We start from the raw sequence: 13,252 nt of genomic DNA on the forward strand, positions 1-13,252 counted from the left end.
CTATCAATCACTCTTTTTTATTGATTTTTGCTCTTCCTCACCTATTCTTGATCCATTTCTATGCCTCATCTTACCCATACATTGCGTCATAAAGCACCTCAACTGGCGTTAATGTTCATCACGCTGATTTGGGGTGCGACCTTTATTACGGTGCAATATGGCTTGAATTTCAGCAGCCCAATTTTATTTGTGGCCTTACGTTTTGCTGCAGCAACTTTAGCCGTTGCACTGCTGTCATGGCGTAGTTTAAGTGCGATCAACCTATATGAAGTTTTTGCAGGTTTTACAATTGGTGCTGTGATTGCACTGGGTTATGCCACCCAAACCATAGGTTTACAAAGTATCAGCAGCAGTGAATCTGCATTTTTGACTGCGCTGTATGTCCCGCTTGTGCCGCTGCTGCTCTGGTTATGCTTTGGTCAGCGTCCGCATGTTATGACTTGGCTGGGCGCAGTCTTGGCTTTTATGGGACTGCTATTGCTCACAGGCAATGGCTTGGGTGCGCTGCAATTTAATTTTGGGCAAATCATGACGCTCATTGGCGCCATTGCGATTGCATTTGAAATTATTTTGATTGGTTATTTTGCCAAACGGGTCAATTTAAAACGTGTGACGCTGCTACAACTGGCTTTTGCTTCATTGCTGTGTTTTGCTGTTGCACCTTGGCTAGGTGAAACGCAACTGCCTGAATTTCGGCTGCCCTTGGTTGTGGTTTTACTGGGTTTGGGGATGGCCAGTGCCCTGATTCAATGGGTGATGAACTGGGCACAACGTCAGGTAGACCCTGCGCAAGCCGCCATTATTTATGCAGGTGAACCGGTGTGGGCAGCCCTGATTGGGCGTTTAGCAGGAGAACGTTTACCCATTCTGGCATTATTTGGTGGGCTTTTGGTTGTTTTAGGCGTATTCATCAGTGAATGGCGGCCTAAACTTTTTAAATCTAAAACTAAACCCCAAACCTAAACCTGAACATAAACCATGCCTTAAAACACTTGATACAGGCATCCCGACAGCCCGACCTTTGCAGCGCTGTTGTGATTTAAAATAAGTGTAGGATTTTTAATGGTACATCGGCAGATTATCATTCACCCGAATTAAACCACGAATGGCACGATAAACAATCCATAACCATGACAGCCCCACCACGCTGATACAAAACAGGGTGGCAAACAGTGTCATACTGGCAAAGCCTTGTACATCCTGACTGAACAGCACAAAAACAAAGGGAATGAATGCCACGATATTCCAGACCAAATACCACCAAAAGCTACGAATTTGCCAAGTAAAATGACTGGCAAAAATTGAACCTTGCACATCACCACGTTTTAAATAATTGATGATTAAAGCAATAACAGCCAATATCCCCGCTGAAAAAATTGCCACGATATACAACACATATAAAATCATGGTCAATAAACGATGTGGGTCTTGATCGACTGTGTATGGATGGACTGAATCTGACATGGTGCTCCTGACTCGTCTGTTAGGGAAACAACACCCTCAACTAGATATTCAACTGATTAAAAGGTGAAATAAACCATAAAATCAGTAAGATATTTAAGAAAATTGTACAAAAATAAATCTTACCAAAGGGTTGTTTTTGTGTTTTATGGCGTAATTTTTGTTGTGCCAACCATGCCGCAGGCCAGCCCCCTAAAAAAGCGACGATATGCAAATTATTTTCAGGAATACGGCGCCCGCCCCGCTGTGCAGCTTCTTTATCTTGTGCATACAGCCAATAACTCAGAGCATTCATCAAACTGATGAATAATAACAACATCCCACTCAGTAGCCCCAACATGGTCAACAAAGCCAAAACAACAATATAGGCCACACATAGCATCTGCATGGGCTGCATTTTTTGTGTGCTGTTGGATGTTTTGGCTTTCGCAGAAGATGCCGCTGTTGCTTTGGTCTGTGTAGCTTTTAAATAAACGGCTTGCTGCGCTCGATAACGACCACGTTCATCTACCGTTACGGTATATTCCAAAGCACAACCAACAATGGGACGTGGCCCCTGACGAGCAAAATCCTTAATGTGTAAAAACACCCGATCTTTCTGGCGGTCATTTGGCTGAATAAAACCGTAACCCTGCTCATCAAACCACTCTACTAAACGTCCTTGATCACGCATCTCTGTATCCTTAAGCCGTCACAAACTTTAAGCGTTCAATCAGCATATTCCGCATTTCATTCGGATTTTTTTGCAAAATATCAGCTCCTGTACGCCCTTCTGCCGCATTTTTAGCAGCCACTTGCAAACGCATTAACCAAAAACGTCCTGCCGCCATTGCCAAATAGAGTTCTAAACAAGCTTTTTCGTCTTGGGTTAAAGGCCGCACCGTTTCGTAGGCATTTAAAAATGCAATCGCCTTGCTTTCATTTAAGCTTAGCTCGGGAAAATCGGTACAAAAATCATTCAGGGTAATCGCAATATCAAATAGCAATTCATCCTGATTTAATTCGTAAAAATCTAAAATACCTTGTAAATGATCATCTGCGAACAAGGTATTGTCACGGAACAAGTCTGAGTGGATAAAGCCTTTGGGACGCTGCGGATAGACTGCGGTCAAGGCCTCATACAGTCCGAGTAGTTTGGATAATAAGGCTTGATCTGCCACATTTAGACTGGGTTTTAATTGGCGTGCAACACTGGCCCAATAAGCATGGTCACGCACATGATCACGCTGCAAGCTAAAGTCCTGCAAAGCTACATGCATTTTTGCCTGAGCAATGGCAATCGCTGCAACTTGTGCTTCGCTTGCTATGGTCGGGTGCTGTCCAATCAAACGCGGTGCAATTTGCGCAGGTTTATCTTTTAAACGATGAATGGCTTGTCCTGAGTGTGACAAAGGCACCGCCACAGGCAAACCTGTTTGCCCCAAATGCTGCAATACAGGAATTAACTCAGCCGCTGCCTGTTGGTCGAGTTCTTCAAAAATGGTCAGCACGTACTCGCTTTGATTGTCGCAACGCAAAAAATAATTGGTGTTTTGAATACCTCCTTGAATAGGAATCAGCGCCAAGACCTCCAATCCATAGGCTGCTGCAAAGACCTGAACTTCCTTTAAAGTCAAAGGAGTATAAACCGACATAGAAAACCTGCGAAAAACCTGAGCTAAGTTTGATAGAATACCCGCTCCATCTACCAAGGTGTAGCGCTTGTGTGGGTGAGTTTCATAATCGGCTGTAATAATTGGAAAAATTTATGCTAGCGAAACGTATTATTCCTTGCCTAGACGTAGATAATGGTCGCGTGGTCAAGGGCGTGCAATTCCTTGATATTCGTGATGCGGGCGACCCTGTAGAAGTGGCGCGTCGTTATAATGAACAAGGTGCCGATGAAATCACCTTTTTAGACATTACCGCTACCCATCATGGTCGTGATACCACTTACCGTACTGTAGAGCGTATGGCAGAAACCGTGTTCGTTCCTCTGACCGTAGGTGGTGGCGTGCGCAAGGTTGAAGACATTCGCCTGTTATTGAACGCAGGTGCAGATAAAGTCAGCATTAACTCTGCAGCCGTGTTTAACCCAGAATTTGTACAGGAAGCCTCACAGCGTTTTGGCGCACAATGTATTGTGGTTGCTATTGATGCGAAAAAAACGGGTGATAACAAATGGGAAATTTTCACCCACGGTGGTCGTAAACCCACTGGTATTGACGCAATTGAATGGGCTGTAAAAATGGCAGACTACGGCGCAGGTGAGTTGCTGGTCACCTCAATGGATGCCGATGGCACCAAAGCAGGCTATGACTTGGCACTCATGCGTGCCATCAATGACCGTGTGACGGTACCTACCATTGCTTCTGGCGGTGTAGGCAATTTACAACACTTGGCCGATGGAATTCTAAAAGGCGGTGCCGATGCGGTACTGGCCGCCTCAATTTTCCACTTTGGTCAGCACACCATTCCTGAAGCCAAACAATATTTGGCAGCACAAGGCATTGAAATGCGTTTGTAAAATCATAGTGCAAACGAACTGTGAAAAGTGCAATCTGAGGATTGCACTTTTTTTAGCCTAAAACTGAAGTCAACGTAAAATTTAGGCAGAAAAAAAGGAGTCCGAAGACTCCTATCAACTCAAAAAACCACAGCGCTGAGGTTCTTTTATCTTTTTAAATAGACTTATAAAAAATAATCAACAAAATCAATTCATCATCACACAATATTCAACCGAAACATCCGTGGATATTTCACTGCACACAATATACGCAGAGCTTTAGCCGAAATATTGACCAAAAACACCTAAAATATTGACCATTTGCGACAAGACTTGCCTAAGCTGTCACTACAAACCTTCATTTGCTGCAACATAGTTAAGATACCTGCTCTGCCACAGCTAATTTTTTCTCGACCCATTTGGCAGGAAAATATGCAGCAGACAAACGGTTTAAACCCTGTGCAATCACCTGAGGTAAGGCAATGCCTAGCGGATTTTGCTCCTGTAAAGCAGGCGCTGAAATGACTCGCGTTCCTAAAAGATAATCAAACCAAGGCTTAGTCACACACCAGTTCGCATCCTGATTGCTGTTCATGTGATGGTCATAATGCCACGGAATTTTTTTAACCGCCCATTCTGGCTCTAAATGCGCACGACGATGAATATAATAATAATTCGCTGCACTATAAATAGCAGCCAGACTCATGCCCTTAGAGATCGGATAGAACACACCACTGGTGACTGTAGCCACCACAGCCAAAGACACAATTTCATTTTTAGTACGCCAGTTACTGATGCCTTCAACATAGCCATGATCATGAAAACTGGTTTTACGCACTTCACGATGGTGCTCCCAATGCGATTTCATACTCTCAGGCACTGGACTATAACGGCGCCGCCCCGGGCGATGTGTTCCGTGCAAAATATATTTATGTGCCACCCATTCAAAACCATTGGCAACCACCAAACCTACCACAAATCCTTTTAACATCAGCTCGCCTCCCTGCCTGTACGATTTGACCGCTGTGTTCACTATAGGTGCAGTAGTAGACTAGATCTTGACCAAAGAAATTTATATCATTGACAAATGACGACAAAAATAAATTGATAACACATGCAACAATTCAAAGAATATACAGGCTCGGTCTATGGCGGCTTAGGGCATTTATTAATGTGCTATTACCAAGCAAAACAACTGCCTATTCCAGAAAAATTACATAGTATTCAAAATCTTGAACGCTTTGATTATGCGCTTTGGCGTGAATTGCTTAACACCTTAGAGCAGCAGTTACCGCAACCTGCCTTGGGCCTGGAAATTGCCAAATATGTGCAGCCCAAACATTTGGGCATCATTGCCTATTTAGCCCTGTCCTGTGACCATTTGGGCGAGGCACTACAACGTTACCATGATTTTCATCGGCTGATTTATGATGGCGGCCCGTTGCAGGTCGAAGCACAAAACGATTATTTATCTATCCGTTGGTCGGAATTGCCTATGCATATGACCACACAACTGACCGATGAGATCGCAATTGCTTTAATGATGGAATTTCTTAAGCATTTTATGCAGTTTGAGGACATTTGCCTGCACGAAGTGCATTTTCATCATCCCGCACCTAAAAACATTGCGCTGTATGAACAGTATTTTCATTGCAAAGTGCGTTTTTCTCAGCCAATTACCCAAGTGTTACTGCCCATTTCCGAGTTGGCAAAACCCTTTCATCAGGGCGATCAAACCTTACAGCATCTATTGCTGCAACAGGCGCAGGCCTTGCTAGATAAACTACCAAATAGCACCCAGACCGATCAGCGCCTGCAGCAAGCCATTTTGACGGGTCTGCAAAAAAATATGTATCAAATTGAACATATTGCCCAACAATTGCATATTTCTGTACGTCAATTACAGCGCCATTTACAACAGCAAGGCACGACTTATCAAAAGCGTATGCAGGAAGTACGATGTTTACTGGCAGAACAGTATTTGCAAGACCCGCATTTAAGTTTGCAGGAAATTGCTCTGCTCTTGGGTTATTCAGAACAGAGTGCTTTTCAGCGCGCCTTTAAACAATGGACACAGCACACCCCTCAACAATGGCGCTTGCAGCGCCGTGTATAATTTATCCTTTCTACTTAAGTTTATGATAAATTCATCACACTATTGTTATAAAATGCGATTAGTTTAATTTAAGTTAAATCAATTTAACTCAAAAAATAAGCACTGGAGAATCAAATTAAATAAATATTTCGCGGAGCTGATTGGGACCTTCTGGCTGGTCTTCGGTGGCTGTGGTAGTGCGGTATTGGCGGCAGCTTTCCCTGAATTGGGCATTGGTTTTGTAGGTGTATCACTTGCTTTCGGTTTGACCGTTTTAACAGCAGCCTATGCGCTTGGTCATATTTCAGGTGGACACTTTAACCCTGCGGTCAGTATTGGTTTATGGGCAGGCGGTCGTTTTGAAGCCAAAGAACTGGCGCCTTATATTATTTCGCAAATTATTGGTGCAACGCTAGCGGCATTGGTGCTGTATCTGATTGTTCAAGGTCAAGCAGGCTTTGCAGGTACAGGTGGTTTCGCAACCAACGGCTATGGAGATTTATCTCCTGGTAAATACGCACTTAGCTCAGTTTTAATGATTGAAGTTGTACTCACTGCAGGTTTCTTGATGATTATTATGGGTGCAACTGACAAACGTGCGCCTGCAGGTTTTGCCCCAATTGCAATTGGTTTGGCACTGACCTTAATCCACCTGATCAGTATTCCTGTGACCAATACATCTGTTAACCCTGCACGTAGTACAGGTGTAGCCTTCTTTGCAGAAACTGCAGCACTGAGCCAGCTTTGGGCTTTCTGGGTCGCTCCAATTGTCGGTGCGGTGATTGGTGCGGTGTTGTATCGAGCTATGGCTAAAACTGAAGACTAATTCAAAACTTTGCATTTGAATGATCCAAAATAAAAAGCCCGCGCTGTAAAGTGGCGGGCTTTTTTATATCTTGCTGCTTGGAAGCTCAATCCGTTTAAATTTTATCCATCATAAGAATGGATTTTCAATTTCACCCGCTTCGGGACGTTCCAGTTTTTCAGGTAAGTTTGGGCATTGCTCCAATGCTGCCACGACCTCATTAATCATAGCTTGCAAGGCTTTAGCTGCCTGTAACCCTGCCTGATCCTTACTGATTTGCAAATTGCCATAGACATTGATGCAATCGAGATCATTTTCTAAGGTTAGATCATAAATGGCGTGTGATTCAGTGCCATTTTGAAACGGTTTAAACATTGAATTCACCTGAGCGTGAAGGGGCCATACTTTGCATCTTAACCCAGTTTAAGATTTCAACAACTGTAAAATATATTGCAACAGTGCTTCAATCAACTGCTTCACAATTGCATCTTGGGTTTCTGTGTCAATACTGGCACCTGAAGCAGGACTGCTGCCTGAGCGTTTAAATTCGGTCTGTAAAGCTTGTAACTGCTCGGTAGGCACCTCTTCAGCACATTGGCTTTCTGCATCCCAATGCGAATATGCAATTGGCGTATTGGCTTTGACAGCATTCGCGGTCAGTGGCAATTTGTAAGTATTTCGCTTTTGCTCTTCGCTTAATTGTGGGAACAAATTGATGCCCAACTGTTCTTCTAAATAGCAGACACTGACCACTTTCACCTGTAGTGAGTCATTATTCGGTGCGTAATACGCCCCAATTGCTCCAGTTTTCGGCATATACACGGCTTTATATACTGCAGTCGGCACAATCACACCCTGCCCAATCGTTTTTAGACGTTTGGTATTGAAGCTTGGCCCTGTAATCACATACACATCTTGCTTTTGTTTGGTCACCATTGCACGGGTGGCTTCTTCAAGTTCACGCCAGACTTGCTGATTATTTTTAGGCGCTTGCGGCACAATATTGGCCAGAGAAAAACTATCAAACTGCGCGGCCAAATTGGTCATATCTGCATTTGGCGCCATGTGACCACGGTCATAGCCCGAACCACGATAATCCTGTAACGTCGCACGGTGTTCTGCCTTAACCCGTGGTTCTTCATGAAAATTATCTTCACGTGGAATACGCTGATTAAAACGTGCAGGGGTTAATGCTTCAGCCACCCATAACGGCGTTTTGGATACACCTGAATACATCACACTAAAATCATTAAAACATAGCGGATAACTGTCTTTTTGCAGGCTAGCTTTCAGTAAATATGGCGGTACTTCCCGATAAAACGGAGTCAGGCATGCACCGTTGCCTGTACTTGGAATCAGCGACATCCACTGACTTACTTTTTCCTGACCAAAGGCAATCGCGAAGCTGCCTGTTGCCACAACACCCAGCAGTACTTTTAAACTATTTTGATTGAAAATTTGAGTCCAATGTTTTTTGGAATTGCGCCGTTTTCTTGCCATAACCCTTACTGTAACTTCGCTCTAGATCCGCAGAGGATGCTCGAGCTTAACAATCCACTTACAGCTTGTATATGAAGTCACTCTTGTTCGTTTAACAATTAAACAAAAGCCCGCATATAACCCTACAAAAGCCCCACACAGCCTGAGTTTTAGGTAAGTTTGACATCAGTCTGAGGTAGTTTTAGTAGGTTTGATTGCAACACTTTTGGCAAATCTGCCAAGCTCATGCCACCCAAAATACAGCAAATACCGCCCCTATTTTTTTTAGCGGTATGCGTAATGATTTAAAATTAGTTTTGATGGAGTCAAACATGCGTTTTCATCTTTTTGCTTTCGGTTTAGCCAGTTTCTTGATGAGTATTTCTGCCTTTGCAGAACCACCCATTCAAGCGGGCGATACTTTAGAAAGCCTGTCTAAAGTCAAAATTCAGACCAGTATTAATGGGCAAGCAGGCTCCTTAGAGGAATTGGTAGCCAGTGGGCAAGTCCGTATTGTGCAAAATGCTGAACCCCAAGCCGTGACGCATACTGATAATACGCCACCGATGACTGCACTCCCGAACACAGTTAATCAGGAGATAACTGTGCAGCCAGAGGCTTCTGTGCCTGCTTCTGCCAGTACCGAAACAGCAATACAACATGCCACACAAGCAGAACAGGTGAGTGAGCAACACACCGCTACGCCATCAGCCCCGTTACTGTCTTCTTCGGCAGATTTACCAATTAATGCAGGTGATGATTTAGAGATCAGTGCAGAAACTTTACAGACACCAGCTCAAGCGACAGCAACCAACATGCCTGAACATGCTGCAGCCAATATGCCAAGTGAATCTATACCCGAAACAGTTGCCCCTGCAGCACAGGATACAGATGTAAACGCCGAGCAACCGAGCACCACAGAACAATAAAATTGATGCCTTCAATATCGACATCTTCCCAATTTTTTGATTTGGACAATCAGAAAATTGTAAAAATAAAAAACCAGCACATGAGGTGCTGGTTTTTAAGCCTTGCATGAGTCAAATTTAAATCTCGATTTGACTGCCCAATTCAACTACTCGGTTGGTTGGAATTTGATAAAAATCACTTACAGGACTGGTATTACGCTGCATAGAAATAAACAGTTTTTCACGCCATGGTGACATACCATCACCCACGGTATGCACAATACGATCTCGCGAAATAAAGAAGCTCATTTGCATCATATCAAACTCAAATTCGAGCTGGTTGTAAGCTTGTTTTAAAGCACGCGGAATATTCGGCTGATCTTTAAAACCGTAATACATACTAATCCGATAGAAACGATCATCCAGCTTTTCGACCTGAATCCGATCTTGCTGTGCCACAAATGGAATATCGCGAGTAATCACCGTCACCATGATATTACGTTCATGCAGCACCTTATTGTGCTTAATATTGTGCAACATGGCATGCGGTACAATGTTTGGCGTACCTGTCAGGAAAATCGCATCTCCTGGTACAAATTTGGTTTCATTACCCATGCTGACACTTTGAATAAACAGATCAATCGGCAAGGCATCTTTTTCCAAACGCTTAATGACTAAGGCACGACCATCTTTCCAAGTCATCAAGATGGTAAACATGACTGCACCAATTAAGATTGGGACCCATCCCCCTGCGACAATTTTGAGCGAAGTTGACGCCACAAAAATTAAGTCCAACGTTAAAAATGGCACCGCAAACAGGGCAACTTTCCACATAGGCCAGCGCCAAAAACCATAGGCCAAAATTGAAATTAAAATCGTGCCGCAAAGCATGGTCATGGTCACGGCCACACCATAGGCACTGGCTAAATTGGCACTGTTTTCAAATAGCAAAATTAAAATCAGCACCGAAATAAATAAGGCCCAGTTAATAAATGGCAAATAAATTTGCCCACGCTCTACATCGGAGGTGTGGCGTACCGTCAGGCGAGGTAAATAACGCAATTGAATGGCCTGATTGACCATTGAAAAAACACCTGTGATCACAGCTTGAGACGCAATGACAGCCGCAGCTGTAGCGAGCCCAATCATCGGGTATAGACCCCATTCTGGTACTAGCATATAAAATGGGTTTTCAATGGCTTCTGGGTTACGCAATAAAAGCGCACCTTGTCCTGCATAATTCAGTAATAGACAAGGCAAGACAATGACAAACCAAGCTAGACGAATTGGCATGCGACCAAAATGCCCCATATCGGCATACAGCGCTTCACCACCAGTCATGGTCAGAATCACAGCACCCATGGTTAAAAATGCCACAAAGGGTTGTTGTACCACAAAGTTAAAGGCCCAATGTGGGCTTATCATGGCCAATACAAATGGGGTTTGGATGATGCTGAGCAAGCCTGCACCACCAATCGCAAAAAACCACAACAACGTTAAAGGGCCAAAAAATTTGCCCATGGTGCCTGTACCATGACGCTGCACCATGAATAATCCCGCTAAAATACCAATCGAGAGTGGTACTAACCATTGGTTAAATACAGGCGTGGCAATGCTCAGCCCTTCTATGGCAGACAGCACGGAAATTGCGGGAGTGATAATGCCATCGCCAAAGAACAGGGATGCACCAATAAAGCCAAGTGCAATCAGGAAGATTTTTTTATCTTCAGCAATGCGGGTTGTTCGCAGGTTCAATGCCAGTAACGACATAATCCCACCCTCACCATTGTTATCGGCACGCATAATAACGGTGACGTATTTAAAGCTAATGGTGAGCATCATGCACCAGAAAATCAGGGATAAAATTCCTAAAACACTGGCTTGGGTAATTGCAAGATGAGCCGTTAAAAAAGTTTGTCGGAAGGCGTAAAGCGGACTGGTTCCAATGTCCCCAAATACAACTCCGAGTGCAGCCAAAGTAACAACGGGTAAAGCTGCTTTTTTTGCAGTACTTTGCATAGGTGTCTTCAATTTAGACGGTATTTTTGAGAATCATAGCACTACGTTATAAGTTTTTCTCTAAATCAAATGTTTCAACTTGGCTTTATGCTATTTTTTGGTTATTATCCACCGCCTATGGTGAGGTGTCCGAGTGGCTGAAGGAGCACGCCTGGAAAGTGTGTATACGTTAATAGCGTATCGAGGGTTCGAATCCCTCTCTCACCGCCAAATTTCATTATCATGTAGTCACATGATGTCTTAGAAGGCTTAAATCCAAAGGGTTTAGGCTTTTTTTATGGCCAATATAAGGTGAGTAGCGATCATCACCCAATAAAAAACCGCTGTTCAATCTTCAAGATCAATACAGCGGCTATTAAAATCAATCTTTTACAGATCAATCACATTTTCTTTTCTTCAATATTTAAAGCATTAATTGCCAAAACTGCCTGAGTACGATTTTGCACACCCAATTTACGGAAAATAGCCGTTACATGCGCTTTAATGGTAGCTTCAGAAACATCTAACTCATAGGCAATTTGCTTGTTCAATAAGCCTTCTGCCACCATCATCAATACACGGAATTGTTGCGGAGTTAAAGATTGAATGCGTTCGGCCAAAGCGGTTTCATCTGCAGCACGAGGGTCAAAACTTACGTTGGCAGCCAAGTTTGGTGGTAACCAAATTTCACCTTCCAGTACCTGACGAATAGCTTCTCCAATATGGCTTGGATGTGCCGATTTTGGAATATAGCCCATTGCACCATGCGCAATAGAACGCTGAATAATCGATGCTTCTTCGTGAGCAGACACCACAATAATCGGGATAGATGGATATTGCGCACGTACATGCACTAAAGCAGAAAAGCCCGATGCACCTGGCAAATTCAAATCTAATAAAACAAGATCAGGCTCAGGCCCATTTTCCAAACGCTCATACAATTCATTCACTGCAGCAGTTTCATGAATTTGAGCTTGCGGTAAGCTATAACGAACCGCCTGAATTAAGGCATGACGAAACAGCGGATGATCATCAACGATTAATATATTCATAACAGACGTGAGAGATCTTGTGCACAGTTCTTCTATTCTAACCACACAAGTACAATGAAGGATATGCAAGATATGACTTTTTTGCATTTATTGTGCAAGAAATCACAGAAAAGTGTGTATTTTTTATGACATCCCCTGTCAACACGTCTCGAATATACAACAAGACGATGGTCTAACTACATTGAATCCAATAGTTATGCACACGTTTCAAAAAATTATCCACAGCCATAATCAATTCATATTGCAGCGGATAAGATAAATTCAAATAAAGACTTTCAAAAAGCTATTCGATAGAGCAACAAACCTACCTTTTAAAAAATATTAATTTCAGTGATAAACCCTAAGGCGGGTGCGCCTTTGGCCAGTGATGATGATCTGTTACATGTGCTTAAAATCACAGGGGCGCTCCAGTTTGTGCAAGACAAAAAAGAAGGACTGGATCATGTCATTTTAGAAGGTGGCATTGGCTTTTCAGGTGGGCAACATCAAGCCTTATTACTTGCACGCTTATTAATTCGCCAACCGAATATTTTGCTGCTGGATGAACCTACCGCTGCAATTGATGATATTTCCGAAAAACAATTGATTGAGCATTTAAAAGGCTGGCTAGGACAACGTACTTTGGTGATTGCGATCCATCGTCGGGCGGTTTTGGAATTGGTAGATCGAATTATTGTCATGAATGATGGAAAAATTGTCATGGATGGGCCACGTGATCAGGTCTTAAGTCAATCTCAGATAAAAGCTAGCCCTGCGTCGGGAGTAAAAGCATGAGCGAAAAAGAACTTAACCCTCAGCGAGTGATGAAACTGACCGATCTTGAACCTGAATTACCTAAATCCAGCGTTTTTATCTGGCTGATTTGTATTGGTTTACTGGTCTTCCTGGTTTGGGCATGGGTGTTTAAACTTGAAGAAGTCACAACGGGTACAGGCAAGGTCATTCCTTCATCTAAAGAGTGATTGATAT

The 13,252-nt window shown here is 43.2% G+C and carries 13 protein-coding genes, 1 tRNA gene and 2 pseudogenes; 8 read left to right on the top strand and 8 right to left on the bottom strand.

Annotation, left to right across the window (positions count from 1 at the left end; translation table 11 throughout):
- The first annotated feature begins 60 nt into the window (after nt 1–60).
- On the top strand, nt 61–963 hold the full coding sequence (locus HHA43_RS12495) for a DMT family transporter (RefSeq protein WP_168542720.1): 903 nt from the start codon (nt 61–63) through the stop codon (nt 961–963).
- Between the two features lie 96 nt (nt 964–1,059).
- Here the strand turns inward: HHA43_RS12495 and HHA43_RS12500 are convergent, their stop codons facing one another.
- The 3 genes from HHA43_RS12500 to HHA43_RS12510 are packed head-to-tail and all read right to left on the bottom strand — an operon-like array spanning nt 1,060 to nt 3,095.
- Nucleotides 1,060–1,464: a DUF4870 family protein gene (locus tag HHA43_RS12500; protein ID WP_168419391.1), complete on the bottom strand. Its 405-nt coding sequence runs from the start codon at nt 1,462–1,464 to the stop codon at nt 1,060–1,062.
- Nucleotides 1,465–1,504: 40 nt separating this feature from the next.
- Entirely contained in the window at nt 1,505–2,134 is a 630-nt protein-coding gene (locus HHA43_RS12505; RefSeq protein WP_168419390.1) for a DUF1294 domain-containing protein, read from the bottom strand.
- Nucleotides 2,135–2,144: 10 nt separating this feature from the next.
- Nucleotides 2,145–3,095: a homoserine kinase gene (locus tag HHA43_RS12510; RefSeq protein WP_168542722.1), complete on the bottom strand. Its 951-nt coding sequence runs from the start codon at nt 3,093–3,095 to the stop codon at nt 2,145–2,147.
- Nucleotides 3,096–3,208: 113 nt separating this feature from the next.
- Here HHA43_RS12510 and hisF point away from each other — a divergent pair, with 113 nt between their 5' ends.
- Entirely contained in the window at nt 3,209–3,967 is a 759-nt protein-coding gene (gene hisF / locus HHA43_RS12515; RefSeq protein ID WP_004974384.1) for an imidazole glycerol phosphate synthase subunit HisF, read from the top strand.
- Nucleotides 3,968–4,322: 355 nt separating this feature from the next.
- Here the strand turns inward: hisF and HHA43_RS12520 are convergent, their stop codons facing one another.
- Nucleotides 4,323–4,937, bottom strand: coding sequence for a sterol desaturase family protein (locus tag HHA43_RS12520; protein WP_168542724.1), 615 nt, complete (start codon nt 4,935–4,937; stop codon nt 4,323–4,325).
- Nucleotides 4,938–5,060: 123 nt separating this feature from the next.
- On the opposite strand from HHA43_RS12520, the gene HHA43_RS12525 reads away from it, so the two are divergent.
- Together HHA43_RS12525 and aqpZ are read left to right on the top strand one after the other, a co-directional pair.
- Entirely contained in the window at nt 5,061–6,062 is a 1,002-nt protein-coding gene (locus tag HHA43_RS12525; RefSeq protein WP_168542726.1) for an AraC family transcriptional regulator, read from the top strand.
- 109 nt (nt 6,063–6,171) lie between these two features.
- On the top strand, nt 6,172–6,867 hold the full coding sequence (gene aqpZ, locus HHA43_RS12530; protein WP_168542730.1) for an aquaporin Z: 696 nt from the start codon (nt 6,172–6,174) through the stop codon (nt 6,865–6,867).
- A 108-nt stretch (nt 6,868–6,975) separates the two neighbouring features.
- Here the strand turns inward: aqpZ and HHA43_RS12535 are convergent, their stop codons facing one another.
- Complete coding sequence (locus tag HHA43_RS12535) at nt 6,976–7,221, bottom strand: hypothetical protein (protein WP_136143622.1); 246 nt, start codon at nt 7,219–7,221, stop codon at nt 6,976–6,978.
- A 48-nt stretch (nt 7,222–7,269) separates the two neighbouring features.
- Nucleotides 7,270–8,346, bottom strand: a complete 1,077-nt coding sequence (locus tag HHA43_RS12540; protein WP_168526706.1) for a DNA/RNA non-specific endonuclease — start codon at nt 8,344–8,346, stop codon at nt 7,270–7,272.
- 311 nt (nt 8,347–8,657) lie between these two features.
- Between HHA43_RS12540 and HHA43_RS12545 the strand changes: the two genes are divergently transcribed.
- Nucleotides 8,658–9,254 (top strand): hypothetical protein, encoded by a 597-nt coding sequence (locus HHA43_RS12545; RefSeq protein ID WP_168542728.1) that lies wholly within the window; start codon nt 8,658–8,660, stop codon nt 9,252–9,254.
- 117 nt (nt 9,255–9,371) lie between these two features.
- On the opposite strand, the gene HHA43_RS12550 is transcribed toward HHA43_RS12545, so the two are convergent.
- A complete protein-coding gene (locus HHA43_RS12550; protein ID WP_168419384.1) occupies nt 9,372–11,252 on the bottom strand; it encodes a potassium transporter Kup in 1,881 nt (626 codons plus the stop codon).
- Between the two features lie 119 nt (nt 11,253–11,371).
- On the opposite strand from HHA43_RS12550, the gene HHA43_RS12555 reads away from it, so the two are divergent.
- Nucleotides 11,372–11,462 (top strand) — tRNA-Ser (locus HHA43_RS12555).
- Between the two features lie 170 nt (nt 11,463–11,632).
- Here HHA43_RS12555 and HHA43_RS12560 read toward each other — a convergent pair.
- A complete protein-coding gene (locus HHA43_RS12560) occupies nt 11,633–12,283 on the bottom strand; it encodes a response regulator (protein WP_168419383.1) in 651 nt (216 codons plus the stop codon).
- A gap of 336 nt (nt 12,284–12,619) precedes the next feature.
- Between HHA43_RS12560 and HHA43_RS12565 the strand changes: the two are divergent.
- Both HHA43_RS12565 and HHA43_RS12570 read left to right on the top strand, forming a co-directional pair.
- Nucleotides 12,620–13,057: pseudogene (locus HHA43_RS12565) on the top strand (ATP-binding cassette domain-containing protein); the annotation flags it as partial.
- Nucleotides 13,054–13,242 (top strand): annotated as a pseudogene (locus tag HHA43_RS12570) (secretion protein HlyD); the annotation flags it as partial. The pseudogenes HHA43_RS12565 and HHA43_RS12570, both read left to right, overlap by 4 nt.
- Nucleotides 13,243–13,252 lie beyond the last annotated feature (10 nt).

Origin of the sequence: Acinetobacter sp. A2 (assembly GCF_012371325.1) — a bacterium.
GTDB lineage: Bacteria > Pseudomonadota > Gammaproteobacteria > Pseudomonadales > Moraxellaceae > Acinetobacter.